A 24,331-nucleotide genomic window follows, 5' to 3' on the forward strand; every position below is an offset into this window, starting at 1 on the left:
TCGGGAGTGCTCATGTCGCTGGTCGTTCCGGACGTGCTCGAAGAGGGCTGCACGACCCGGCAGGCGCTCGAGCGGCTCGCCTCGAAGTGGCGGGTCCTGCTCATCTACGCGCTGCTCGCCGGTCCCCAACGGCACGCCGAGTTACGTCGCCGCGTCGCAGGGATCACTCAGAAGGTCCTGACCGAGACGCTGCGCGACATGGAGCGGGACGGCCTGGTGCAGCGACGTGTGCTCAAGGAGACACCGCCGCAGCACGTCGAGTACGGGCTGACCGCCCTCGGCAAGACGCTGCGGGAACCACTCGCCGCTATCTGTGCCTGGGCGACGGAGAACAACGCCGCCTGATCGGCTGCGCCGCCGCCGGTTTCGCCGGTGCTCTTCCTACGCCCGCGACTACTCTCCAGGTGGCCGCGGATGGCACCGCCGGCATGATCTTCCCAAAGCTCCCACTGCAGCCTAGCGACGGCGGGAGGCTGGTTGGGCTGCGAGTGTCCCTCGGCCCGCCCGTAGGATCGCCGGCATGTTGGGGGTGCACTTCGCCATCACAACGGAGCAGGAGCGCTCGTTGCTAGCGGCAGACGACGACGGCGACAAGGTGCGCGAATTCCTTGAGGACATCGAGGAGTCTTGGGACGATGACGCCTCGAAGGTCGACACCGACAAAGCCTGGGACGCCATCCATCGCTGCCTGACCGATGGCACGCTCGATCCAGACGGCGGCGTATATCCGTTGTCCCACGCGGTGCTCGGTGGCCGACACCTAGACGATGACTACTACGTCGTGTACGTCAGCGCCGCCGAGGTGCGGGATGTGGCCGAGGCTCTGCGGACTGTCGACCGGACCTGGCTACGTTGCCGCTTCGATGCTGTTGACTATCACGACTACGACGGCGCCCAGGACGACGAAGACTTCGAGTACACCTGGCGCAACTTCGTTGATGTTCAGGCATTTTACGACCGCGCTGCCGCAGCGGAACGTGCAGTGATCTTCACTGCCACCTGACCCAATATCAGGTGCACCCGTCTGCCGCGCTTGGCGCAGTGCGTCACGTACGGCTCGCTGACGCCGACGACCGCTGACCGCGGACCGCCGATGAGCGATACGGTTCGGCGGTGTCTGCCATCGATAGACGACCGTTGGTCTTTATTGACGTCGACGGCGTGCTCATCCCGCTGCGGGCCCGACCAATCGGTGCCGGTCGTAAACGCAACGGCAGCGTGGGTGACGGTCCTGAGTGTTGCGGCAATCCTCTGCTGGATCGCCTCGAACCCGACGACGGTCGCCGGCTCCTCGCCTTGCCGGGTGAACTGGTCTGGGCAAGTACGTGGATGGCCGAGGCGAACGAGGTGGTGGCACCTCGGATCGGCCTACCCGCTCTACCCGTGGTCGACTGGATCGACGGTGACGAACAGCCGCCGTACGGTGTGCACTGGAAAACCACCTCGCTGGTGCGGTGGGCGACAGAACGTCCGTTCGTCTGGCTCGACGACGAGATCACCGACGCCGACCGGCGATGGGTCGCCGCACACCACCCACAACCGACGCTGCTGCACCGCGTCGACCCGCATCTGGGACTGACCGGCGCCGACCTCACGGCCGTGCGGCAGTGGCTCGACCATCGAGACAAGGCAGCCTGATCCGCTGCGCCCTCAATCGCTAGATCGGCTCCTCTGCTCACGCCCGCCAGCCCCGCGCTCCGCAGCGTCCCGCCGAGCCGGTCCAGGTCCCAGCCGACGGACGTCCACCGTATCGTGTTGGCCATGATCGAGGCCGCTGCGCCGAGAACGCGTAATCGGAGAGGCACGGTCGCCCTCGTGTTCGCGTGCGTGAGTCTGCTGCTGTCGCTGATCGCGTGCGGCGCGGTGGGGCTGTCCGTCGGCAGCAACGGCATGGACCTGCTCCCAGTGCAGTCCGAGCCGGAGGTCGCCAGCGCAGCCCAAGTGGAAGCCATCGCTCAGGTGACCCTGCCGCCCGGCAGCGTGCTGCTCCTCGCGGTGTACCGCAACGGCCTGGAAACCCAGCTCTCGGTCAAGTTCCGCATACCCCGCACCGAACTCGACGCCTTCGTCGCCGCGGCGAATTTCACGACGGCTCTCGCACCAGGGCTTCGGGCAGTCGACGCCACGCACAACGTCGGTGGCGGCAACACATGGGACCCCGAAACCGCCACGAGCATCGCCGGCCTCGATGAGGAGCAGCCACTTGCAGACGGCACACGCCGAGCGCTCCTGATCGACCTCGACGCACCCGATGCCGTCACCATCTACCTGTACGCCAGCCGCGGCTGAACCCTCCAGGCATACCTGCCCCTTCCGGTCGGCCGAGCGGGCTGGCCCAGTGGCGAACTGCCTGGGCGAGGACACGGAGGAGCGTGGCCGGCGTCATGCTGTCCACCTCCAGCGACGTCCTCCCCAGCTATCGCGGCCTCATGCACTCGTGCCGATCGGCACGTCCAGTCTTTCGACAAAGCAGAGCAACAGGTGAGCTACCCGGAGACGACCGGATCTGCCGCCGGGCGGGCCCGCTGGTTAGCATTCTGCTCGTCGAACGGCTCGTCACTCCACCGCCACCACGCCTCGTCACCATCGATGTGAAGAAGGAACTCAGGAACCTCCTGCCCATCCGGGTACCGAAGCGTCACGGCGTTCCGGACGGCCTCGTACGCGTGCTCCCAGGACTTCACATCCTCATTGATGCTATCGAGCAGCCGCAGTTCCTCGGCGAACAGCGGCCGAAGCTCCGCCAGGCCTTCCCTCGGGTCGACACGAGCGTTCAACCACGGGAAGTCGCCACCGTTCACCACGAGCTCCGCAACTACCTCACTGTCGCCGCGTCGGTGCAGCGTCCAAGCCCCGCCGTCATCGCCCACGATGACGACAGTAACGGCCGCAGAAGCGCTTCGGCAGTAGCGCGACCACCAGGGGCCCACCCCTTCCATCGAGAATCGCCACCGGCATCCCGACGACCTGACACCCCGGCCTCGCCGCCCTGCAAGCGGACGTGCCAGCTCTTACGGTGGGAAAAGAAGGTTGCCCGTTCGGTCGGACCGTTCTGCGTCGCAACACCGGCACACGGTGAACGGCACGAGGTCAGCCTGCCAGGGTGGTCGGGTCGGTCAGGGTGGCGGCGTGCCGAGCAGCCGTTCGATCAGCCGCGGTTCGCCGGGCCAGGCGGCGAGGATGACATCTCGAGGTACTCGGCGTGCGGCGTAACGCAGCGCGAGCGCGACGACGACGATGTCGTCGAGGGGGCCGATGACGGGCAGGAACTCGGGGATCAGATCGACGGGGCTGGCTACCCAGATCCCGGCGATCAGCACGGCGATCTTCGCTCGGCGGGGCACCCGCGGGTCGGTACGCAGGCGACGGACGGCGGTGACGCAGTCGGGGACGAAGGCGGCCAGATCGCGCATGATGCCGGGTGGCAGGCGACGGGCGAGCAGGATCAGCAGCGCCCAAGAGGCAAGCAGCAGCACGACCGCGACGCCCAGGCCGACGAGCCAGTCACGCACGATCACGGACTCAGCATGCCACTGCCATCGCGGGCGGTGCGATCCACCAGGTAGCGGCGCCAGGTGCCGCCGACCTTGGTGACCTGCCGCACCGCCCGCAAGCCAGGCTCCTCTCCGGCAGCAGACTGTCCAGGTTGTAGCCGGAGACCCGCCGGGGGAGGTCCGGGTAGCGGGTGCGGAGGTCGACCAGGTACTCGTTACGCAAGGCGCGCAGCTGCCGGTAGATCTGGGCCTTGCGGCCGCCGTCGCGCTGGATGCGGGCGTACTCCTCGTCGCTGGTCTCCCCCACCCACATCCGGGTGCCGTCGTGGAGCAACACCTCCAGCTCCACGATGTTGTCCACCACCTTGCCGGCGCGTTGGGCGGTGGCCCCGCAGGAGTTGTTGCCGATCATGCCGCCGAAAGTGCAGTGGTCGTGGGTGGCCGGCCGGTGACAGTACTTGGACCGTCGAGGATCACCGGTGTTGGTGCACTCGCCGGCGAGGCTGGTGCCACCGCCACGGGAGGTCAGCGGGTCACCGTGCCGACGGCAGACGGCCACGGCGGCCACCGCCGCTTCCACCATGCGGGACACCACCACACCGAGCGGCGCCTGCCGGTAGTTGGAGGCGTCGGTGGAGTAGGCGGCGCGGGAGCCGGCGTCGAGGCGGATCTCGCCGTCGACCTCCGCCCGCAGGTCGGCGGCGAGCGCCGCCAGGTCGACCTCGTGGGCCGGTTCGGGTGGCCGCAGGACCGGTGCGGGCAACGCCTCGGTCATGACCGCAACTCGTTGATCTTGTCCCGGGCCACGGTGGCCAGCGTTGCCATCTTGTTCGGCTGGCCGCGCAGGAACGCCTCGGTGAAATGTTTCGCCTGGTCGTACTTGACCTTGCCGGGCATCGGTGGCTCGTTCGGGTTGACGTCGCAGTCCACCAGCGCCGGACCGGGATACGCCAATGCCTCCCGGACGGCCCCCGGCACGGACTTCGCGTCGGTCACCTTGATTCCGAACGCGCCGCAGCCACGCGCCCAGGCAGAGAAGTCCGCCTCCGGCTGCCGGTGCCGCACCGCGTACTCCGGATAGCCGAGGATGATCTGCTCCCAGAGGATCTGCCCGTACGAGTTGTTGTTGTTGATCACCACCTTGATCGGCAGCTCGTGCCGGACCGCGGTGAGGAACTCGGCCATCAACATGGCGAACCCGCCGTCACCGACGTACGCGATCACCTGCCGACCGGGATAGGCGTGCTGCATGGCGATGGCGTACGGCAGGCCCGGGGCCATCGTCGCCAGGTTGCCGGACAGGTAGAACTCGCGGCCGCCGCGGATCGTCCAATGGCGGGCCGACCAGGTGGCAATGGTTCCGGAGTCGCAGGTGAGGATGGCATCGTCGGCGGCGGCGGAGTCGATGCAGCCGATCAGGTACTGCGGCGCGATCGGCGACCGCTGCGGGTCCACCAGGCTGGTCATGTCGGAACGCCAGGCGGCCATCTCGCGCTGGTACTTCTCCAGGAACGAGCGGTCCGGGCCATAGTCGAGCATCGGCAGCAGGTCTCGCAGTGCCAGCCGGGCGTCCGCGCAGACCGGCGCCTCGACCGGCAGCCGCATCCCGAGCAGGCTCGGATCGACGTCGATCTGCACCACCGTCGCCTGGCCGGGCGAAGGCAGATACTTCCCGTACGGGAAGGAGGTGCCCACCATCAGCAGCGTGTCGCACTCCTCCATCAGCTTCTCGCTCGGCGCGGTGCCGAGCAGGCCGAGCCCGCCCGTGGTCAGCGGATGGTCGTCGGGCACCACCACCTTGCCCGGCAGCGTCTTCACGATCGGGCTGGCCAGAGCCTCGGCCACCGCGAGCACCTCGTCACGGGCACCGCGGGCACCGACCCCCACCAGCATGGCCACCTTCCGGCCGGCCTTGAGCACCTCGGCCGCCTTGGCCAACTCCCGCGGATCCGGTGGCAACTGCGGCCGGCACACCACCGCGGCGCTCATCGGCGGCTTGCCTGGGCTGACGTGCCGGTACGGGTCCTGGGCGGCGGGGGCGACCTGGACATCGTTGGGAAAGGTCAGGTGCGCCACCGTCCGCCTGCTCAACGCGGTGCGGATCGCCAGATCCACCACCGCCGGCATCTGCTGCGGGTTGGTGACCATCAGGTTGTATGCGGCCACGTCCTGGTACAGCTGGGTGGTGTGCACTTCCTGCTGGTAGTGCGCGCCCAGCACCGAGGTCTCCTGCATGCCGGTGATCGCCAGCACCGGCACGTGGTCGAGCTTGGCGTCGTAGAGCCCGTTGAGCAGGTGAATCGCTCCCGGCCCCGAGGTGGCCGCGCACACCCCGATCCGGCCGGTGGCCTTGGCGTAGCCGGTGGCCATGAAGGCTGCTGCCTCCTCGTGGTGCACCAGCACGAACCGCAGTTTCTCCCGCTGCCGGCGGAACCCTTCCATCAGACCGTTGATGCCGTCACCGGGCAGGCCGAACACGGTGTCGACCCCCCACTCCACCAGCCGTCGGGCCAGGCTCTCGCCCACGATCTCCTGCACGTCGTCCTCCTCGTTGCGGGCTGCCCAGCCTCGTCCGGCGCCGCTCACCCGCGGGCCCACCCACCACTCGGGGACATACCGGGCGAATACGGACGAAGGCGCTCTTACCCTGTCATCGAGTCAGCAAACCCGGATCGCCGATCAGCGCGCTGACGCCGTTCATCGCGGCCGTGGCCGATCCCCGCCGGTGTCGCGGTGCCGCTGCCGGCGCTGACGCAGGGCGGCAGGCGCCGGCGGACGCGGCACCCTGACGTGGTCGACGCCGAGGTAGGCGAGCTGGGTCGGGTCCACCGCCTCCCGCTCGGTCGGCACCCTGGCGGGAACGACGCGTTGGCGTCGAGCAGGCCGCCAGGCAGGTCCGCGACCACATGCCCGAGCCGCCCGACGGCTTCTGGTTCTAGGGTTGGCCCAGCGGATCACCCGACCCGCGCACGCACCGGCGACGCTGCGGCGGTTCCTCGCCGTTCCGCCAACGCACCCCGCCGCCACGGAAATCCGTCGGCTGCTCGGTGCCTCGACGGCCTCAACCACCGCGCCTGGACCTGGCCAACAGGTAGCCCAGAAGCAGCCCGGCGGCCAGCGTGACCACGACCCGAGGGGTGATCGCCGAACGTAGCTTGCCGACCCCCGCCTTCGGATCCACCACGCTGCCGGCAACGTCGCCTGCCGTGCCCACCACCACGTCACCAAGCTTGCCGAGATTCACGCGCCACCCCCTTCCGACCAGCCGCCGGCTACCCGATCCACCAGCAACGAAACGGCTCAGCGGTCCAGGCCGTGGGAATCGATCACGGTCGGCCTGCTCACCGCCGGCCACCGGCGGGTGGACGCCGGGCGCTGCCAGGTCTGGTCACTCCACGCGCCGGCCGACGGCGGCGTACCAGCGCCGGCCGGGCATCGCCGTGACGCCGTGAACCAGAACGCTCAGGGCCACGACGAAGCTGCCGGCGACCCAGAGCAGCGGGTCCTCGACGCCCTCGTCCATGCTGAAAGTCAGGTAGAACAGCGCCGAGACGCCGATCGGGCCGAACCAGCCGAGGAAAACCAGTTCCCGCCAGCGCATCCCGAGCGGCACCTTGAGCGCGAGCACCACCGGCAGCCGCCGCAGAAGCAGCACCGCGACGGCGAAGAGCGGCAACCGCCAGCCCACGTCGAGCCAGTCGCGCCAGGGTAGTTCGGCACCGAGCAGGAAGAACAGCGGCAGCACCAGGTAGCGGGTCAACGAGTCGTCGAGCGTCTGTTCGGCGATGCGCGGCTGATTGCCGATGATCCAGTTGTAGGCCAGCCCGGTGACGAAGGCGGCCAGGATGCCGTCAGTGTCGAGTACCCGCGCGACCCCGAGTGCGGCGATACCGAGCAGGACGGCGAAGATCACCTGCGAGCCTTTGTCGAGGGTCTCCCGGCGGCTTGCCGCGCGTACGGCCCGACCGGCCAGCGATCCGAACAGGACGCCCATCACCACCGCCCCCACCACACCCCACAACGCCGACGTCACCTGGTCAGTCCACGGTTTCGCCCCCAAACCAGCCAGCGCGAGCACGACGAGGGGGAACGCGAGGCCGTCGTTTCCGCCGGACTCGCCGCTGATCACCTGTCGGAGCCGGTCGGGCAGCTGCCGCTCGGCCGGACCTCCAGAGACGATGCTGGAGGCCAGGACCGGGTCGGTGGGAGTCAGGCAGCTGCCGAGCAGCGCGGCGAGGCTGAGCGGTATGCCGAGCAGCAGCCAGGACAGTCCGGTGCTGAGCAGCGCCATCCCGACCATGCCGGCGGAGAGCAGCACGAGCACCGGCCGCAGGACGGCCCGGTAGTCGGAGAGCGGGAAACGCAGGGCGACCGCCATCAGCGACACGGCCAGCAACGCCCGGCTCACCTCACGGATCAGCTCGGCGTTCAGCTGATCGGCGACGTCGACAAGACCGAGCACCGGGCCCGCCAGCACCCCCAGGCACAGGGCCAGCAGCGGCTCGGACAGCAAGGTTCGGCGGATGGCACTCGACCAGAAGGCGAGCAGGACACCGAGCCCGCCGACGAGGGCATAGGCGAGCAGGAGGGGCCTCATGCCGACCCGCCGCCCCGTCGTTCGCCGACCGCGCCGGCTCGCGGTGGCGGCGGCTCACCTGCGCCGGGCGCGGGCGGTGGCCCGGGCATTGGCCTTCTCGATGGCCTCGACCAGCTCACCCAAGGACGCGTACGCCGTGCGGTGCGCCCGCTCGCCGTCACCGAAGCTCTCCTCGGCCTGCTCGTGCTTGTCCAGCATCGCATCCTCCTGCTGGTTTCCTGGCCGCCGTCAGCGGTCCAGTCCGTCCCGAAAGGCGTCGGCGCCGGAGGGCAGCACCCGCCCAGCGGCCTCCGTGACCATGTCCCGCACCTCGTCCGCGAGCCGCGCCGAGGTGCCGCCGGCCGCCCGCAGCTGCGCCAGCCCCGCCCGCCCCAGCAGCACGGCCGTGACCAGGTACCCGGTGGTGAGGCCGGCGGCGGCCGCCCGGCACCGTCGAGGCGCTCAGGACAGACAACGGGGCCGCTCGGACAGGGTTCGGCTCGCGTCACGCCCAGACTCGGCCCGCCGGATGGAACAACTGCCGAAGGTCCTTGGACAGCTCGGACTCCAGGTTCTCGAATTCGTCGGCGCTCATTGCCTCACGCAGCGTCGTCAATACCGCGCGAGCACCGTCGGCCGCCCGCTGGTCATCCAATCCCGCCCGCGTCCGCACCTCGCTCAGGAACTCCACAAGATCGAGCCGTTCGGCGAAGTCCACTTCCTTGCGCAGATACCCTCGATACTCCTCGGGAAGCTGCGCGGCGAGACCGCGGGCCCCGCCGCCACTGACCCGTTCCGCCAACGTCGTGAGCGTGGCTCGGATGACGTTCGCCGCCTCCGTCGGTGGCAGCCCCGCCTGCTTCCTCACCGCTTCGAGGAACTCGGCGTAGTTCACCGCTCCTCCTTCCCGACCAGTTGAGGTATGTCGCGACGTCCGCGACCGGCGCCCTGTTCAACTCCGCCTGCCCAGGCACCCGCGCGGGCATCCCCTCTCCGTGAAGCAGCGGAGCAAGACTGCTGTTCCTCACCCCATGACGTGACAAGGCGACGAGGGCCACTTACCCGAGGAACGCCCCGCACATCGGCCGTCAACCGGAGTCGGCACCGGTCATGGTCCGCGGGGCACCGGCCGGGCCAGAGCCCGGAGGTCCTCCGGCAGTTGCGCCATCGCATCCTCGAACTCGTCGTGCCCGACCACGCGGTGCAAGGTCTGCAGAACGGCCCGCACGCCACGCTCTGCGACGCCGCGCTCCACCCCCGCGCGATCCGACACCCGCCGCAGGAACTCGTCGTACGCGAAAACCTCCGGCTCATCCGTACCCTTGACCATGAACTGGCGTAGCTCGTACGCCACGCGGTCGGCCAGGTCCGCCGCCTCGCCGCCGCTGATCCGCTCGGTGAGGGTACGCAGAGTCGCCACGGTCAGGGACTGCGCCGTGTCCGGAGTAACGCCCGCCCGTGCTGCTACTTTCTCGAAGAACTTCAGCTCAGCCATGCCCCCGCCTTCCCGTCCCGGACGGGTCTGGCTACCCTCAGCTACCAGGCACAAACAAACAGTGGACGCCCTGCCGCGCGCCGCCGACGCTCACGGCACACCTCCTGCTCCTGATCCGGCAACCGCCGCACGGGTCAGGTGACAGCCGACCCAGATCCACTCGTTCGTCCTCCGGCAGCGCACCCGCGCCATTGCGCCCAGCGGGGACGCAGCCGCACCGACCGGGACAGGAGGGATGCCCGTCACGCGAGCACCCAACCGACCACAAGGGACACGACACGTGACGAGCCTGACCGACGTTCCGGCAGGTCAGAGCCCTTGTCTCGGACGACGTGGATCAGACGGGCGGCGCCTCGCCGCGCGACCATCCAACCCGAGTAATCAACCGGTCCCTCTTTGCATTGCACCGCTGTCGGCTCGGTACAGCGTCCGGGTATGAGTGGAAGAGACAGACGGTCCGATGCGACTGCTCCTGACCAGACGAACCTCGGCGCCGGCAGCCGATTGGAACCCCCGACAACACGGTCGACCAGGCGTCACGGAATGCGACACATCGTGAAGCTAGCGCCCGAGCAGGCAGTGCGTCAGGAACCAACGAGTACGGCTCGGGAGGAGGTCTGAAGTGGGCGTCGCCGACGGCCTACCGGTGCACCGCGACCTCAAGCGATCTTGAGGAAACGGATGGTGGCAGCCATCGCCGCCTCGAGCGCCGAGATCAGCACGCCGCAGCCGTCGTAGATGCCGGCCGCGAACAGGTCCGCGGGTTGGTCGGTGGTGACGTCGATCTGCGTACCGAGCCGCCCGTCGGCCGGGATGCCGGCGTTGGTCAGAATCTGCCGGTAGGGCGCACTCAGCGACCGGGCGACGATCCGCACGCCGAGGCCCTGGTCACCGGTGCCGGCCGCGGCAGCGACCTCGTCGGCGATGACGCAGAGGCTGGTCGCCCCACCGGGCAGGAGGCCGTCGGCGACCGCGACTTGGCTGAGCTGGATGCTCCGGCGGTAGGACTCCATACGCTGCTGTAGCGCGGCCTCGGTGGGCGCGCCGACCTTGATGACGGCCACACCGCCGGCGAGCCTGGCCAGCCGCTCCTTCAGCTTCTCCAGGTCGTAGCCCGGGCCGGCCTGCGAGATGTCGGCCCGGATCCGGTTGACGCGGGCCTGGATTCGCCCACTGTCGCCCGCGCCGTCTATCAGTGAGGTCTGGTCCGCCGTGACGACGATCTTGCGAACGCCGCCGAGTGACTCCAGTGTCGCGCCCGGCAGTGCGTCGGTCGTGAGAACCTGCCCGCCGGTCAAGGCAGCGATGTCCCCGAGCAGCGCCTCGCGCTGGGCTCCCGACTCGGGTGCGTTAACGGCGACCGACTGGAACGTGCCCCGCACCTTGTTGACGATGACCGTGGCCAGTGTCTCCCCATCGATATTGTGCGCGATCAGGAGAAGCGGCTTTTTGGTCTCCATTACCTTTTGAAGGACCGGGAGCACGATCTGTACGCCGGACAGGTTGCCATCGACGATCAGCACGTACGCGTCCTCGATAACCGCCTCCTTCCGGTCCACGTCGGTCACCAGGTAGGGCGAAACGTAACCCTGATTGAGGCGCATGCCTTCGGTGATCTCCAGCTCCAGTCCGCCGGTGTTGCTCTCCTCGACCGTGAGGACGCCGTTGGCACCAACCTTGTCCATCGCCTCGGCAACTATGTCGCCAGCTGTCGGGTCACCGGCGGCTAACCCGACGACCCCAGCGATCTGTTCCTTGTACTCCACCGGCCGAGCCAGGGGCGCGAGGGCCTCGATTGCCCGGGCGACCCCCGCCTCGATGCCGCGAGCCAGCGCCATCGGGTGGGCTCCGTCCTTCAACGCCTCCACCGCGCCGTCGACCATGGCCTGCGCAAGCACGATCGCCGTCCCCGCCCCGTCGCCGGCCCGCTGGTGTGCCTGTTGGACGATCTCAGTGGCGTACTCGGCGCCGAGCCGGTCCCGCGGGTCCGCGGCCTTGTACCGGGTCACGAACACCGAAGGGTCGTCGGTCTCGGCGAAGCGGCCCTCCTCGTCCTCGAAGACGATGCGGCGGCCCAGCGGTCCCAGCATCAGCCGCAGCCGCTCAGACACGCGGTGCAACCCGCGGGCCACAACGACCTGGTTCCGGTTGTAGTTGCTCGGCCGCTTGGCGACCGCAGCCGGCTGCGGTCGCCCCGGTATGCCGGCCAGCTTCCGCTCCTCGACGTTGGCCAGGTAGATGTTCAGCTCGGCGTCATGCGCCCAGAACCTCGGCGACTGGTTGGGCTGCCGGATGCCGACGCCATCCTTCACATAACGGAAGAGCTCGTCGATGCCGATACGGTGGTCGCCGTCGAGATCGGCCGCACCACCCAGTCCCTCGATCAGCACGTCGGTGAAAACCGAGGCGTGCGGCGACGAGTCGGCGATGCTGTCGCCCTCCCACGAATACTCGTAGGCGTCGGATGCGGTCAGGACCACGTAGCCGCTGCCGAGCTGATCGTCGAGCGCGTTTCGCGTGGATGCCTTGAACCCCTCGGCAAACGCTCCGCTGAAACAGCAGTCGAGGATGAGAACCTTTGCCCGGGCAGGTGAGGACTCCAGCTGCTCGTTGACAAAAGACCGCGACACGGCCGTGCTGGCCGGCCGCGCCCGCCGGGTGTTGGTCGCCGCGAAGTAGAGCCGGTGCATCCGGTCCACGATGCCGTGGCAGGAGAAGTAGACGAGGACGAGGTCGTCCCGGAGCCGGTCGGCGAGGATGTTCTCGATACCCGCCCGTACGTCCGCATCGGTGGTGTCCTGCAACACCTCGACCGAGTCGAACCCGCCGACCTCGGGCGCTTCGAGCAACGCGGCGAGCCGGCTCACGTCCTGGCTCGGCGCCCTCAACTGGCTGAGTCCCGGATCCTCGTACTCTCCCGCCGCGATCAGCAGCGCATACCGCCCCATGTCTCTATCTCTCCGGGTTCGTCAGCCACGCGACGAGCGCCCGCTCGGTGTCGCGGCTCGCGTTCTCGATTTCGATCGACCGCTTGCCATCCTGCAGCTTGATCCTCCCGGCCAGCCCACGCCGCATGGCCGCCATGACTACCTGAGCGACTGCCCTCATGACGGGCACCGAGAGTGCCCCGCCCAGTAACAGCGTCCCAGCCGCCACGGCCGTCCCGCTCTTGCTGCCTTCGGGACCGGCCACGGCGGCGGTCTCAAGCGGAACTCCTTCGCGTGCCAGCTCGCGGCCGAGCATTGTCGCAGCACGGGCGGCGTCGACGCCCGGCCCGTCCTCGACGACGAGCTGAATCATCTGGAACCAACCTTCCGACCCGTATCAGATCAAGGAACCCGGCAGCCAACATGCTAGACGAGCAATTCCAAAGTCTGAGGTCGATGTTCGGGCATGATCAGCACTGGATCTGCTACACCCGCATCCACCTTTCGTCCCAGGTTCCCTAACTGCCACAGCTGCAGGGCTACAACAAACCGCTGCATGCCGTCCGTCCGCTGATCAAGCTCCGCCCGAACGCGGGGTATCCACCCGCACCGCGCCGACGCCGCCCTTACACGCGGGCTGGATCCGTCGGCATCCCCCGTACGACACTGCCTTGAGCCAGGGTGCCCGGCGAGCCGACCGGAAGACGGCAGCACCGCTGGCGTATCAGCCGCGCCGCCGGGACACAGCGACAGCAAGGGCGAATGGCCCGCGGCATCGGGGTCGAGCGCAGTGACTCGCCCGCTGGCATCCCGGAAGGAGATGTCGGGTGGTGGCTTGTTGGCACCGGCCAGCCTCGGCGTAGAGCCGGCTGGCCCGTACAGTGCCCGCTGCGCGTTCACTTCGGTGAGCACGAAGTCCTTGTGCTGGGCATGCTCCCGCATCAACAGGTCGATCGACTTCCGAAACGCTGGTGCGTCGAGATTGAGTTCCCCACCGCAACCCTTGCAGGCGGTACGGGCCAGGCGAATGTTGTCGGACAGGATCTCGTGCCGCGGCTCGTGGAGACGAATGGCACTGCTGCTGCCACCCACGATCGCCGCCGCGATCGCCGCCGCAGCGGCATTCGGCTGGGCGCTCGACTTCCCGCTCACCCACTGGCGATCGGGACCGAAGCGGCGATCGTCCTCGCCGCCTTCCTCGCCGCAACGGCGCTGGCCCGTCGCAAGTCCGTAACCGCGGCAGGCTGAGCCAGCCGAAGTGACGCATCATCACCGCGGCCGGCCTCTGGACGCTGCCCGTCCCGACGCCAACAACGACGCTTGCTGATAAAGGCATCCGCGTCTCAGCCGCGCAACCAGCGGCCGACGATGAAGTCACCTCCAGCGACGAGCGCTCCGCGACAGGTCCGGACGTTGCGTGTGCGGTGCGACCTAGCCTGTATGTATGCGACGCTTCCAGGATGAGGACCTGACCGGCGCTGAGTTCCGCGAGTGCGATCTGAGTAGAGCGCGGATGGTCGGCGTGGTCATGCAGGACGCCGAGATCGACGGCCTGGTCACCAATCTTGTGGTCAACGGGGTCGAAGTGATGTCGTACGTCGAGGCGGAACTCGACCGTCGTCACCCGGTACGGCTGCTGATCCGCTCCAATCAGCCGGACGATCTGCGAGATGCCTGGCAGCAACTGGGCGACGATTGGGCGAGGACTACCGAGCGGGTTCGGTCCATGCCCGAGGACAGCGAACACCGCAGCGTCGACGGCGAGTGGTCGATGGTCGACACCCTGCGCCACCTTGTCTTCGTGCACGACTCTTGGTTCCGACGCTGCGTGCTCGGGCTCACCGAGCCGTTCACGGCCATGGGACTGGGTCCACCGTTGGTCTCGAACCAGGAGGACGGGCTCGACCCGTCCGCCCAACCGAGCCTCGACGAGGTGCTCGCCGTACGAGTCCGGCAGGCTTCAGAGATCGAGACATGGCTGGCCGAGGTCACGCCTGATCAGCTCGCGAAGACCGCGCCGGTTCCGGACGACGACAGATGGCCCCCGTACGCCAAGGGGCGGACAGTGCGGCAGTGCCTTGGCACTGTGCTCAACGAGGAATGGGAACACCACCGGTTCTGCAAGCGTGACCTGGACAAACTGTCGCACCAGGGGTCTTCACCGGGTAGCTGAGCGACCTCTGAGCTTGCCGCTTACCTCCCGGGAGATCCGGTGTCGCTGCGGTCAAGGCCGCTACGTCCCCAAGGGTGACTACAGCGGGTGCCGGAGGGAGAGCCCGGTGCGGTAGAAACGAGGCCGAGCGGGCGTTCTCAGCCGGTAGATCCGGATGTCGCCAACCAACCCAGAAGCGCGGTGCGGGACCAGCAGGTAGCTTGCTACCTTGCACGGCGATGGGCAGGCGGCGATACGTGGCAAGAGGGGTCCCAGGCGGGTACCGCATTTGGGACAACAAGGCTTGTCGGTGGTGGGGCGACCTCTATGAGCTGTGTCCGGATGAGTTACTCGATGAGCTGAACGGTGACCGCGACCAGGACAAGGTCACCGCATTGCTCCGGAAATGCCGTAGGCAGAGGCGGTAGCAGTCGGTACCGCCTCGCGCGTGTTCAGCCGCAAGAGAGGATGTCGAGTCGGGCGCTGATTCAAACGACAGGCGTGGATCACGGTGCGGGTTGCAGCCGTCGTCCGATTGCTCGCGAGGTTGATTCAGAGTTCAGTGATGCTGCCGTTGACGGCGAAGGCAGCCACGGCGGCCAGCAGCGTATCCAGGAAATCGTCCAGATCCTCCGCGACGACGGTGACGCCGAAGTCGGCGGACCCGGTATAGATGCCCTGTTCGTATCCGCATTCCCGCAGCCGGTAGACGGTGCCGATGCCACCGACGCCGATGGCGTACAGGGCGCCGCCGCCGTCGGCACCGAAAATGACCACGTCGACGTCCTCGTCGAACGGTTCGCCGATGCGGTCCGGGATCCCGTCGTCGTGGTACAGCACGCCCTGCATCTAGCTCGGCGAGAACATGAAGTAGCCGTTGGCGATGTCGGGCAAGGAGACCGCGCCCACCCAGCTGACGACGGCGAGAAGGTCGTCGGGTATCCACGGCAGCCGCTGCCGAAGTGCGGCGAGATCCGACTCCGATGCCGGCGGACCCACAGCGTGCTCGTCCGGCGCGAACGGATACCTCGACACGACGTCACGCAACGCACGCTCGACGGCCGCCTCGATCGTTTCCGCCCAGCAAGTCAGCCGTTGCTCGTCCAACGCGGGTGCCCCTTCGGCTCGCAGCCCTCACACACAGGGCGGCTGCGAGGCTAACTCGGACTCCCACACGTTGATCAAGGACCAGCGAGGGAATCGACCCAAGCTGGAACGAGTCACGCGATCCAGATGGCTATCACGCGCAGTGATGGACACACGAACCGCAGGCATGGTCGATCGCCGGCGATCCGGACTCAGACTCGATTCATGAAATCCGGAGGTGTGATCGAACTGCCTGAGACCGGCACCACCGTCACGATCATCCGCATCGACGGCTGGCTCAACCAGATCGCCACCATCCGACGAATCATCACCTGGTGAAACGCCTGCCTCTCAGGAACCTGGTACAGAGATTTGGATTGAAGCTGGGAGACTCGCCCTATGAAGCCACCGCTGTGCCTCGTCTGTGGATTGACCGGCAGCTCAACCCAATTCACCCTGGTGCGCTTCGCCGTCAACGAGCAGGAGAAAGCGGCATTCGCCAGACGTGCGGCCTCCCGCTTGGTCGGCCACCCGGAAAGCGCCTACTGGTTCTGCGCCGAACACCTCCACTTCGGCACCGAACGCCAGTCGATGCACTGGCGCGACGCCATCGCCGACATCCTCGCCGTCACCGACCGGCACACCCGCCGCCCACCCGGACCGTAACCACCAACACCGCCCTCGAACGCACCGACACCACAGGCCGGCTCCGGACCGCGGGACCGGGTGTAACGCACGTCCAGCCCCGCTGTCGGTGCCAGTCCGACGACCACGCGAGTCGTACCGAACCCGTGATCCCTCCCGACGAGGACGGCGATATCCACACCGGCCAGATCGACGCCCACAGCAGCACCGTCTGCGAGTAGGAGGCACCACCCAGGTCACGTCCGCGCCGACGGCGTATCCGGCGTTCACCCACCAGGTCAGAGGCGGCCTCGATGCTTGCGCGTCCGACTTTCGGAGCAGCTCGGGCTGCCGCTAACGTCTTCCCAGACGATGACGACGCCCGGGCCATGAGCTGATCCGCCGCTATGGCACGTGAGCGCAGGTCACGGAAGGCCTCTCACGACTTCTGCTGTGCTCGATCTCGTCTACGCTCCGCCGGAAGGAACGGGAGTGCAGGACGGTGGACCTCGCAGTCGTATTCCACGCTGTGCCCGAGCGTTATTACGTCCACAACGAGCACCGCGGTGAGACTCTGCACCGCTCTGCCTCCGAGTCGATCCACCGGGAGCTGATCGCCCTCGACGTCGTTGAAGGCGCTCGCGTGCTGGAGATCGGCACCGGGACCGGATACTCCGGCGCGCTGCTGGCCGCGTTGGCCGGAGCGTCCGGTCGCGTGACCAGTATCGACATCAGCGAGCACCTGATCAGCTGGGCCGACCGGCTACACCGCCAACGCGGGCTGACCACCATCACGTGCCACCTCGCCGACGGTATGGCCGGCTACCCGCCACACGCCCCCTACCAGCGGCTGGTGGCGTGGTGCACACTGAACCGCCCCGGGTTCTGTGGAGACTTCAGCTGTTGGCTCCGAGCACCTCGCGGGGCTGGGGTTGAGTGAACCGCCCGGATCTTGTAGAGATCAGGGCGGCAGTTGGACCGGGTGCTCGGGCAGCGACAACGCCACCCTTGGCGACGGAGCGGGCGACAACCGCAATATGGGTGCCTGCACCGCGTCGGCGAACCTCGGCAGCTACAACGACAGGGCCGAGCACATCCACGGCTGACGTGCTGACCTGAGCGGCACCGCCTCGACCCTCGGGTGGGTGGCGTCTTCGGCGCCACCCACCCGAGCCCTGTCAACGCGGCATTGCGGCGTACTCGGCGACCAGGTAGGACCGGTAACTGATCACCGCAGGAATGGTCACGTTCAGCTTTCCCGCCGTCGTGGTCAACATCTCCTCATACCCCAGCAGCGCGCCGGTGCCGGAATCGACGATCACGGTGTACTGGGCAGGCAGGCCGTGAGCGTCTGACACGATCGAGAACGCCTCCCCGGGACGCCCAGCCCGGTCCGTGACGCTCCCGCTCACCGTGACGCCCGGAAGGTCAGCGAGCAGCCGGAGTACCGCAGCGCGCTGCGCCGGGTTCAGCAACCGCACACCGGCGAGCTCGGCGACGTCCTCCAGATACTGCACCGGCGCTTCGTGCGCCGAGGCACCCGCCGTCAGCCATTGCCGCAGTACCCCGGCGTCCGTCGGTACCGAACCCTGGAAGCGGCTGTAGAAGCCACCGGTGGTGAAGTCGCGCACCTCCTCTGAGGAGTCGATACGGCCACCTCCCCGCTGCCACTCCCGCCGGTCGGCGTCAGTCCGGAACGTCGGCGGCAGTTCCTTCTTGACCATCCGCCCGGCGTCGTCATCGGTTCGCCAGGACCGCCACTGCTGCGGCACCACAGCAGACGTCGTCCGGCCGCCGGAGATCGACGAGTTCAGGAACCAGTTCGTCGACTCCAGGTACTCCACCGTCCCCGCCGGCTGCTGGGCTGCCGGCTGTGCCGCCGCCAGCGCGGCCAGGCGTCGCAACCGGGCGCTGGCCGGCTCCTCGCTCACGGGCGGCCCGTAGTTCAGGATCGCCGGCGTAGCCGCGAACGCTGGCTGCGGCTGCCGGAACGTCTCCAGCGCCACCCCGCCAGCCGCCACCGCCACGACCGCCGCCCCGGCCGCCGCCAACACGAAACGGCGCCGCGGATGCCCTAGCCTGACGCTGCCCACAACGCGATCAGAGGCAAGGATGCGGCCCAGATCCCGCACGCGGCTGTTCTCGTCGGCTGGACGCACGTGTCGTGCTGGATCCAGTCCGCCCAGCAGCTGGCGCACCTCATTGACGGCCTTCATCTCATGCACCCCAATTCGACATCGACGGCGTCGCCCGCGTTGCCCGCTGCACCCCGTCACCCACCACGTCCAGTTGCATTCGAAGCCGGCGGCGAGCCCGCATCAGCCGCATCGCACACGTCGCTCGGGACTGACCGAGAGCGACCGCAGCCTCAGCGACACTCAGCCGTTCCCAAGCCACCAGCCGCAAGATCTCTTGATCCGCGGCGGACAGCCGGCCGAACGCCACCGCGACGTCACGCTGGCTGACCACCTCGTCCGCATGATCCACGCTCACCGACCGGTCCGGCTCCGCCGCGGCCCTCAGCGCCAGTTCCTGCCAACGCCGCTGGCCCCTGGCCTCGTTCGACAGCACCAGACGAGCCACCCCGTACAGCCACGGCAACGCCGACCCCGCCGGAACGTCACGCAGACGTCGCCACGCGACGAGAAAGACCTCGGCAACAACATCACCGACGTCCGACCCGCCGACCCGCCGAGCGACGTACCGCCACACGTCCCCGTAATGGCGCTCGTACAACTCGGTGAACTGCTTCTCCGCGACGTCCATGGCACCTCCTACCGTGTTTATGTCCGGCACCAGCCACAACGTCACACCCAGCAACGAACAAATCACCCGATAGCGCCTGCCTGGGCGGCCAGCAGGAACAGCGCCGGTTGCCGACGTCGGCGCTCCGAGGTTTCGATCGGCAATCTTCTGCCGCCTCCTGACGTCGACCGGTGGCTGGGAGTCCGGCGCCTTCCTGATGAACCAGGCTGGAGCTGCCGCATATCTCGACCTCGATCGGGTAGAGCCGCTGGTGGTGCCGCGGCGATCGCCTCGGTCCTCGCACGTGGTCCTTGCTGGCGAGGCCGCACGGTGCCGGGTACTGCGGTGGCGAATAGTCGGGGAGGGTAGCGGCCCCAGTGGTTCGTGGTCGAGGCCAGTGGGGCGGGCGACGCATTCCTCCCGGCGCTGGCCGTGGCATAGTTGCGGCGGTTGCCGCTGCCACGGACTGCACGTCGGTAGTCGGGCTGTCCGATTTCGCGGGGCACCTACCGCACGACGCGCGCCATGGCGGCATGTGCGGCCTGAGCGTGGCGACATCCCCGCCTGCCCCTCTCGACGGGTCCGACGCGTCGGGTGTGAGGCCGCGCAGGCCGTGCCCGGTGGCTTGGTCTTGGCCCGCGTTGACCGCGTCGCGCTCTACGGGCAACCAGGCCAACAACGCCGACGCCGACGCCGAGGCGAAGGAGCGATCGCAAGACGTGTCGGCATTGTCGTAGTGCAGCGGCAGCGGCCACAGGTCGTTGCTGACACGCTCCCACCACAGACGGTGGACGGCATCGGCCGAATCGGCTCCAGCAACGAGTCGGCATCCGGGATCGTCCGTGCGAGCGGACACGCACTAATCACCACATCGGCGCTGACCGATATTCGTCCGACAAGCGCCTGGAACCGCCGCTCCGCATCGGGCATGTCGGATCCGACAACAACCCTCACCCGATCGAACGGCCGCTCGCGATAGGCATCACCGTCAAGCGCCGCCAGCCGCGTGACGAGCCCCTCCACCTCACCGGCCGGATCCCCGGACCACGCGACGGACTTCACGCCGCCAGTGTCCGCGCGGCCGATGAATCGGTGGAATCCCCCGGACGGGCCGAAACATTCGCCTCAGTACCCGGCGCATCCGACGCCAACGCTCTTTCCATCGTGCGGCCGTTCAGGCAGGTGGCGTTGGTTTCCTGGCGGTCTCATCCAGTGCCTGCCAGGCGAGTGGGTGATTCTCGCCGGTGAGCGCCGACAGGGCCTGGGCGATGTCGTAGATGTCGGCCCGCACGTACGTGATGGTCGTGCCCGCGTCCGACCGGCCCTGGTGTCCGGCGAACGCCCGGGCGACCGCGTATCCGAAGTTCCGTTCTACCCACGTCAGGGTGGTGTGACGGAGCCAGTGGGTGCTGATTTGTTGCACGCGCACCCACGGCAGGTGTCTACCGATGCGCTGCCATAGGTGGTCGTACCGGCGGTGGGTGATGGGCTTACCTGATCGGTATCTGAATAGTCGGTCGGCAGGGTTTACGCCGCCGCGTTCACCGGCGAGTTCGGACAGTCGGGCGGACAGCGTCGGTGAGATGGGCTGCCAGCGGAGCGTGTCTCCCTTCTCCCGTAGGGCCACCACGCACTGGTCTGTGTCAAGGTCGGCTCGGGACAGGGCGAGCGCTCCACCGCGTCGGCAGGCCGTCTCTTCGTGGAACCGCAGGAGCAGGCCGTCGAGGTCAGGGTCGTTGCCGGTCGTGATAGCTACCTCGTTGATGGATCGGAGTTGGGCATCGGACAGGGCGTGACGGATGCTGGTCTGGCGTCGCGGCTTCGGAACCCGTTTCGAGGGGTTGTCGTGGTCGGATATCAGGCCGTCGGCTACCGCGTGACGGTAGAGGCATCGCAGTGCTGAGATGAGGTGTTCTGCCGCTGACCGTCCGCCGCGTGAGTTGCGTCGAATCGTCCGCTTCTCCTTGACTGTTTCGGCGAGCTGTCGGATCTCCAGTGGGGTGGGTTCGGTGATCGGGCGGGTTCCCCACGCCTCCCGCACTTTATTCCAGTAGCTGGCATAGACTCGGAGGGTGCCGTGCGAGACGGCTTTCGACACACGCTCAATGTAGTCGTCGAAGGTCGGAATCAGCTGAGGCGACGCCGCTGTTGCTATCAACCGGTCTGGAGAAATGCCCATTCGTGCGAGCAGCAGCCGGGCAGCATCCAAGGCTGCGATTTCTGAACCGTCCTTGTCCACGATCGCACCACCTACTGACACTGCCGAGCGTAGTGTTCCAGCAGATCAACGGTAGAGATCACTAGTAAGCCATGTTGCGGGTCGCCGTGCGCTAGTAGCCGGTCCCCTTTCTTGATCCGGAGGCGGTGACAAATGGTTGCAGGGATCCGAAGGTATCCGTGGCTTCCGATCGTGAGGGTGCCGTGTTGATAACGCCGGACGAATATTCGGTGGTCCTGGCAGGTGATGGTGACTCGGTCGCCGGCCGCCCAGCCAAGAGCGCGCACGACACGACGGTCGGCAAGACGCCCACTGGAGTCAATAGACGATATGACATAGTGGGCAGGTGGTTGACGTTCACGCCGAGTCACATCAGGCAGCGGCATACCGGCACGCCCCCCACTGTGACCCCTAGTCCGATTTAGAGTCTCTTCGCGATACGTTTCTGTGTTTTCCGTATCCTGCATGGGGATGCCCCGTTCGCCTATGGAGCGAATCGCCATAAAAGTGGCAGAACGAATCGGGAAAAAGTTGAGAGAGATCTAGGCATCTATTCGGCCTGGACGCAGGGAAGAAAGGGGCATCACCATACCAGGATGACCTACAACCACACGCCCCAGCTTGTCGAGAGTCCGCCACTTTCACGCTATTCCTTGCCGCTTATAGCGGTAAGGTATTCTCTGTCGACAAGAGCTGCAACAGACTCGACTACCGATGTCTGGATTCGTCAGCCACTCGATCCTGCGTAGCGGCTAGTTCGACGTGGTGCAGGACGAGGATGGCTTCGGCGATCGCGATGGCTCGGTGCAGACAGCAACGCACCTTGACAGAATCCTCAGTGAGCGTCCGGGGACTCGGCAGGGCGCGTAGTCGCAAGGCGATGAAGCGCGGCGTAGTGGAATCGATACGAAGCGAGCTTCTGGTAGATCGGCGGTTGTCTAGTACTCCAGCCGCACCTGGTGGAGTTAAAGTCTTCGCTGGTGGTGGGCTGTTCTGGCGCGGTACTGGTGTCGTCGTCGCCATCGTGACCATCGATGGATGTGGTCGAAGGGTCGGGTGGTGGTGATCAGGTGTGCCAGGAGACGTCGGACCTCGCCGAGGGTGAGAGGAATGAGGCCGTCATCGGATCCAGCGCCCCCTTTTTGGCCTGGGCGGCGGTGACGGCGAGGTAGGCGTGGGCGCACAGAACGAGGGTTATGTGCCGGTACCAGGCGTCGTACCGACGCACCTGGTAGTGGTCCAGACCGACCTCGGTCTTGGCGGTCTGGAAGCATTCCTCGACCGCCCAACGGGTGCCAGCGATGCGGATCAGATCCTCGTCGAGAGTGTCGGCGGGTCCGAAGCAGGTAGTAGGCCAGATCCGTGGGGTCGGTGATGCTGCGGCGGATCAACAGCCAGTGCCCGTGTCCGTCGACGGTGCCGGGCAGAGAGGCCACGGCCCAGTCGTAGAGCCGTGGCCCTTTCGCGCCGTCGCCGCAGCTGCGACGCTTCCACGCCAGAGCCGGCGCGGCGGCGGCGAGAACGTCCGGACGAGAGTTGCCGGCCGTGGTCGGGATCCGCTGGTTGCGGGGCACGGCCAGGACGTAGCCGATGCGCTGCTGCTGCAACCACGTCCGGAACTTCGAGTCCTGCCCGTAGGCCTCATCCGCAGTCACCCAGCGCGCCGGCAGCCCCGCCGCGACAGCGCGCTCGAGCATCCGCAGCCCCAGCGCAGGCTTCGTGGCGAACCCGACGCCCGCCTCGATGCCAGCTTCGGCGCGGCGGGCGGGATCATCGCACCAGCGGCGGGGCAGATACAACTCCCGGTCAACCAGCGTGCGCCCCGCCGGGCCGGCGTAGGCCAGGAACACCCCGAGCTGGCAGTTCTCCGTCCGCCCGGGCGTGCCGGAGTACTGGCGCCGCACCCCGGCTGACTTGATCCCCTTCTTCAGGAACCCGGTCTCGTCGACGATCAACACCCCGTCGTCGTGGCCGAGGTGCTCGGACACGTAGGCGAACAAGTCGTCGCGAACCGCGTCCCGGGTCCCAAGCGGATCTGTTGAGTAGCCGCTGCATCCGATTCGGCGTGGTATCGCCGGCGGCCTCGGCCAAGGTCCAACCGTTCTTGCTCGCCAACGGCGACAGCAACCCGACCAGGTAGGCCAGCGCCTGCCGGCGCGGCTCCGCACGCCCGAACCGGTGCGCGAACCGCGCCAACAGATCATCCAGACCCGCCCGCCAGCCCACAATCTCATCGATCAACACAAGCACGGCAGCCTGCCCGCCCCACGACCAACCACAACAGACAGACGGTGCGACCACTTACCCGTCCGCCGGATAGCATCGACATCCGCAGCTACCCGGCAGTCACAACTCCGACGTCGATCATCACCGTGAGCTGCTGAAACGTTAGATCAGGCAAGTGCGGCTGGAGTACTAGTACGGCAGCATCCGTGAGACCAGCCCCAAGCAAACAATCACGCAGGTCAGCTCGCCAAGTTGCGACGTCACTACGGTTCGCAACGACGTCAGGACCGGTCGAACGCGGTACTCATTCGATATCAGCGACCCATCCGAAGTCCCTTTATGGAGGCGAACTCATAGAAGTCATCCGAGTCATATCGGATGCTGCCGTCTTCATGATCAAGGAAGCTCACCTGGTCACGACATACACCATTCTCGGAGACGAATCCCCACCAGTCGCCGGTGCCGACAGGCGCAACCGCTACAAAATTTGGGACAGCGTATGCCCCTGCATTCACAGACAATAGATCTTCAATGCGGCCATCTGGCGATTTGGCGGGCAGCAACTCTACAAACGAAAAGACACCGCCGCCGAACACTCGCATGAATCGCTTGTATTTCGATGGCAGCTGCGTCCCTAGCTCCGCTTCCACCCCAGCAAGATCATCATCTGTCGCGGTCCAGGAGTCGAAGAGTTGAAACCCAGGAGGGTACTGCCTACCCGCCCGTTCTGCGTGGAAGGCGTTAACCTGGGCTTCAAACTCTTCGAACTCCATCACTGTCTCCCTGTC

General features: G+C 67.3%; 25 protein-coding genes and 2 pseudogenes. 7 read left to right on the top strand and 20 right to left on the bottom strand.

Annotation, left to right across the window (positions count from 1 at the left end; genetic code table 11):
• The first annotated feature begins 12 nt into the window (after nt 1-12).
• The 4 genes from KBX50_RS12310 (at nt 13) to KBX50_RS12325 (ending at nt 2,289) form a co-directional block, all read left to right on the top strand.
• Nucleotides 13-345, top strand: coding sequence for a helix-turn-helix domain-containing protein (locus tag KBX50_RS12310; RefSeq protein WP_210937160.1), 333 nt, complete (start codon nt 13-15; stop codon nt 343-345).
• A gap of 175 nt (nt 346-520) precedes the next feature.
• On the top strand, nt 521-1,003 hold the full coding sequence (locus KBX50_RS12315; RefSeq protein ID WP_210937161.1) for a YfbM family protein: 483 nt from the start codon (nt 521-523) through the stop codon (nt 1,001-1,003).
• 119 nt (nt 1,004-1,122) lie between these two features.
• Nucleotides 1,123-1,638, top strand: a complete 516-nt coding sequence (locus tag KBX50_RS12320; protein WP_307870937.1) for an HAD domain-containing protein — start codon at nt 1,123-1,125, stop codon at nt 1,636-1,638.
• Nucleotides 1,639-1,761: 123 nt separating this feature from the next.
• On the top strand, nt 1,762-2,289 hold the full coding sequence (locus KBX50_RS12325; RefSeq protein WP_210937162.1) for a hypothetical protein: 528 nt from the start codon (nt 1,762-1,764) through the stop codon (nt 2,287-2,289).
• A 197-nt stretch (nt 2,290-2,486) separates the two neighbouring features.
• Here the strand turns inward: KBX50_RS12325 and KBX50_RS12330 are convergent, their stop codons facing one another.
• The 13 genes and pseudogenes from KBX50_RS12330 to KBX50_RS12390 all read right to left on the bottom strand — a co-directional run bounded on the left by KBX50_RS12330 (nt 2,487) and on the right by KBX50_RS12390 (nt 13,644).
• Nucleotides 2,487-2,870: a hypothetical protein gene (locus KBX50_RS12330; RefSeq protein ID WP_307870928.1), complete on the bottom strand. Its 384-nt coding sequence runs from the start codon at nt 2,868-2,870 to the stop codon at nt 2,487-2,489.
• 246 nt (nt 2,871-3,116) lie between these two features.
• Entirely contained in the window at nt 3,117-3,512 is a 396-nt protein-coding gene (locus tag KBX50_RS12335; RefSeq protein WP_210937213.1) for a DUF1232 domain-containing protein, read from the bottom strand.
• A gap of 109 nt (nt 3,513-3,621) precedes the next feature.
• Nucleotides 3,622-4,269, bottom strand: a pseudogene (locus KBX50_RS12340) (FAD-binding oxidoreductase); the annotation flags it as partial.
• Entirely contained in the window at nt 4,266-6,032 is a 1,767-nt protein-coding gene (locus KBX50_RS12345) for a thiamine pyrophosphate-binding protein (RefSeq protein ID WP_307870929.1), read from the bottom strand. The pseudogene KBX50_RS12340 and the gene KBX50_RS12345, both read right to left, overlap by 4 nt.
• Nucleotides 6,033-6,555: 523 nt before the next feature.
• The gene (locus KBX50_RS12350; RefSeq protein ID WP_210937163.1) at nt 6,556-6,738 is read right to left on the bottom strand and encodes a hypothetical protein; all 183 of its coding nucleotides are present in this window, start codon (nt 6,736-6,738) and stop codon (nt 6,556-6,558) included.
• Between the two features lie 144 nt (nt 6,739-6,882).
• Nucleotides 6,883-8,091, bottom strand: a complete 1,209-nt coding sequence (locus KBX50_RS12355) for a sodium:proton antiporter (RefSeq protein ID WP_210937164.1) — start codon at nt 8,089-8,091, stop codon at nt 6,883-6,885.
• A gap of 54 nt (nt 8,092-8,145) precedes the next feature.
• Entirely contained in the window at nt 8,146-8,289 is a 144-nt protein-coding gene (locus tag KBX50_RS12360) for a hypothetical protein (RefSeq protein WP_210937165.1), read from the bottom strand.
• Between the two features lie 30 nt (nt 8,290-8,319).
• Nucleotides 8,320-8,472, bottom strand: coding sequence for a hypothetical protein (locus KBX50_RS12365; protein WP_210937166.1), 153 nt, complete (start codon nt 8,470-8,472; stop codon nt 8,320-8,322).
• Between the two features lie 103 nt (nt 8,473-8,575).
• A complete protein-coding gene (locus tag KBX50_RS12370) occupies nt 8,576-8,965 on the bottom strand; it encodes a DUF2267 domain-containing protein (protein ID WP_210937167.1) in 390 nt (129 codons plus the stop codon).
• A 213-nt stretch (nt 8,966-9,178) separates the two neighbouring features.
• Nucleotides 9,179-9,565, bottom strand: a complete 387-nt coding sequence (locus KBX50_RS12375) for a DUF2267 domain-containing protein (protein WP_210937168.1) — start codon at nt 9,563-9,565, stop codon at nt 9,179-9,181.
• Nucleotides 9,566-10,224: 659 nt separating this feature from the next.
• A complete protein-coding gene (gene groEL, locus KBX50_RS12380) occupies nt 10,225-12,513 on the bottom strand; it encodes a chaperonin GroEL (RefSeq protein WP_210937169.1) in 2,289 nt (762 codons plus the stop codon).
• A gap of 4 nt (nt 12,514-12,517) precedes the next feature.
• Nucleotides 12,518-12,865 carry a hypothetical protein gene (locus KBX50_RS12385; protein WP_210937170.1) on the bottom strand — a complete coding sequence of 116 codons (348 nt, stop codon included), beginning with the start codon at nt 12,863-12,865 and terminating at the stop codon, nt 12,518-12,520.
• Between the two features lie 53 nt (nt 12,866-12,918).
• Nucleotides 12,919-13,644: a hypothetical protein gene (locus tag KBX50_RS12390; RefSeq protein ID WP_210937171.1), complete on the bottom strand. Its 726-nt coding sequence runs from the start codon at nt 13,642-13,644 to the stop codon at nt 12,919-12,921.
• Between the two features lie 292 nt (nt 13,645-13,936).
• On the opposite strand from KBX50_RS12390, the gene KBX50_RS12395 reads away from it, so the two are divergent.
• A complete protein-coding gene (locus KBX50_RS12395; RefSeq protein ID WP_210937172.1) occupies nt 13,937-14,665 on the top strand; it encodes a DinB family protein in 729 nt (242 codons plus the stop codon).
• Nucleotides 14,666-15,196: 531 nt separating this feature from the next.
• Here the strand turns inward: KBX50_RS12395 and KBX50_RS12400 are convergent.
• Nucleotides 15,197-15,484 (bottom strand): hypothetical protein, encoded by a 288-nt coding sequence (locus tag KBX50_RS12400; RefSeq protein WP_210937173.1) that lies wholly within the window; start codon nt 15,482-15,484, stop codon nt 15,197-15,199.
• Between the two features lie 9 nt (nt 15,485-15,493).
• Complete coding sequence (locus tag KBX50_RS12405) at nt 15,494-15,751, bottom strand: hypothetical protein (protein WP_210937174.1); 258 nt, start codon at nt 15,749-15,751, stop codon at nt 15,494-15,496.
• Between the two features lie 378 nt (nt 15,752-16,129).
• Here KBX50_RS12405 and KBX50_RS12410 point away from each other — a divergent pair, with 378 nt between their 5' ends.
• Both KBX50_RS12410 and KBX50_RS12415 read left to right on the top strand, forming a co-directional pair.
• Entirely contained in the window at nt 16,130-16,396 is a 267-nt protein-coding gene (locus tag KBX50_RS12410; RefSeq protein ID WP_210937175.1) for a hypothetical protein, read from the top strand.
• A gap of 460 nt (nt 16,397-16,856) precedes the next feature.
• Entirely contained in the window at nt 16,857-17,294 is a 438-nt protein-coding gene (locus KBX50_RS12415) for a methyltransferase domain-containing protein (RefSeq protein WP_374224615.1), read from the top strand.
• A gap of 238 nt (nt 17,295-17,532) precedes the next feature.
• Here KBX50_RS12415 and KBX50_RS12420 read toward each other — a convergent pair whose 3' ends face one another.
• The 5 genes and pseudogenes from KBX50_RS12420 to KBX50_RS12440 all read right to left on the bottom strand — a co-directional run bounded on the left by KBX50_RS12420 (nt 17,533) and on the right by KBX50_RS12440 (nt 24,316).
• The gene (locus tag KBX50_RS12420; RefSeq protein ID WP_210937176.1) at nt 17,533-18,570 is read right to left on the bottom strand and encodes a CU044_5270 family protein; all 1,038 of its coding nucleotides are present in this window, start codon (nt 18,568-18,570) and stop codon (nt 17,533-17,535) included.
• Between the two features lies 1 nt (nt 18,571).
• Nucleotides 18,572-19,120, bottom strand: coding sequence for an RNA polymerase sigma factor (locus tag KBX50_RS12425; protein WP_093408102.1), 549 nt, complete (start codon nt 19,118-19,120; stop codon nt 18,572-18,574).
• A gap of 1,153 nt (nt 19,121-20,273) precedes the next feature.
• Nucleotides 20,274-21,338 carry a tyrosine-type recombinase/integrase gene (locus KBX50_RS12430; protein WP_307870931.1) on the bottom strand — a complete coding sequence of 355 codons (1,065 nt, stop codon included), beginning with the start codon at nt 21,336-21,338 and terminating at the stop codon, nt 20,274-20,276.
• Between the two features lie 1,045 nt (nt 21,339-22,383).
• Nucleotides 22,384-23,558: pseudogene (locus KBX50_RS12435) on the bottom strand (IS701 family transposase).
• 299 nt (nt 23,559-23,857) lie between these two features.
• Nucleotides 23,858-24,316, bottom strand: a complete 459-nt coding sequence (locus tag KBX50_RS12440; protein WP_210937177.1) for an SMI1/KNR4 family protein — start codon at nt 24,314-24,316, stop codon at nt 23,858-23,860.
• Nucleotides 24,317-24,331 lie beyond the last annotated feature (15 nt).

Origin of the sequence: Micromonospora sp. C51 (genome assembly GCF_018070435.1) — a bacterium.
In the GTDB taxonomy this organism is placed as follows: Bacteria; Actinomycetota; Actinomycetes; order Mycobacteriales; family Micromonosporaceae; genus Micromonospora; species Micromonospora sediminimaris.

What these genes read in the sequence shown, in the direction of transcription:
- KBX50_RS12310 (WP_210937160.1), top strand. Translation starts at nt 13, where the DNA reads ATGTCGCTGGTCGTTCCGGACGTGCTCGAAGAGGGCTGCACGACCCGG.
- KBX50_RS12315 (WP_210937161.1), top strand. Translation starts at nt 521, where the DNA reads ATGTTGGGGGTGCACTTCGCCATCACAACGGAGCAGGAGCGCTCGTTG.
- KBX50_RS12325 (WP_210937162.1), top strand. Translation starts at nt 1,762, where the DNA reads ATGATCGAGGCCGCTGCGCCGAGAACGCGTAATCGGAGAGGCACGGTC.
- KBX50_RS12355 (WP_210937164.1), bottom strand. Translation starts at nt 8,091, where the DNA reads ATGAGGCCCCTCCTGCTCGCCTATGCCCTCGTCGGCGGGCTCGGTGTC.
- KBX50_RS12360 (WP_210937165.1), bottom strand. Translation starts at nt 8,289, where the DNA reads ATGCTGGACAAGCACGAGCAGGCCGAGGAGAGCTTCGGTGACGGCGAG.
- KBX50_RS12375 (WP_210937168.1), bottom strand. Translation starts at nt 9,565, where the DNA reads ATGGCTGAGCTGAAGTTCTTCGAGAAAGTAGCAGCACGGGCGGGCGTT.
- groEL (WP_210937169.1), bottom strand. Translation starts at nt 12,513, where the DNA reads ATGGGGCGGTATGCGCTGCTGATCGCGGCGGGAGAGTACGAGGATCCG.
- KBX50_RS12385 (WP_210937170.1), bottom strand. Translation starts at nt 12,865, where the DNA reads ATGATTCAGCTCGTCGTCGAGGACGGGCCGGGCGTCGACGCCGCCCGT.
- KBX50_RS12395 (WP_210937172.1), top strand. Translation starts at nt 13,937, where the DNA reads ATGCGACGCTTCCAGGATGAGGACCTGACCGGCGCTGAGTTCCGCGAG.
- KBX50_RS12410 (WP_210937175.1), top strand. Translation starts at nt 16,130, where the DNA reads ATGAAGCCACCGCTGTGCCTCGTCTGTGGATTGACCGGCAGCTCAACC.
- KBX50_RS12420 (WP_210937176.1), bottom strand. Translation starts at nt 18,570, where the DNA reads ATGAAGGCCGTCAATGAGGTGCGCCAGCTGCTGGGCGGACTGGATCCA.
- KBX50_RS12425 (WP_093408102.1), bottom strand. Translation starts at nt 19,120, where the DNA reads ATGGACGTCGCGGAGAAGCAGTTCACCGAGTTGTACGAGCGCCATTAC.
- KBX50_RS12440 (WP_210937177.1), bottom strand. Translation starts at nt 24,316, where the DNA reads ATGGAGTTCGAAGAGTTTGAAGCCCAGGTTAACGCCTTCCACGCAGAA.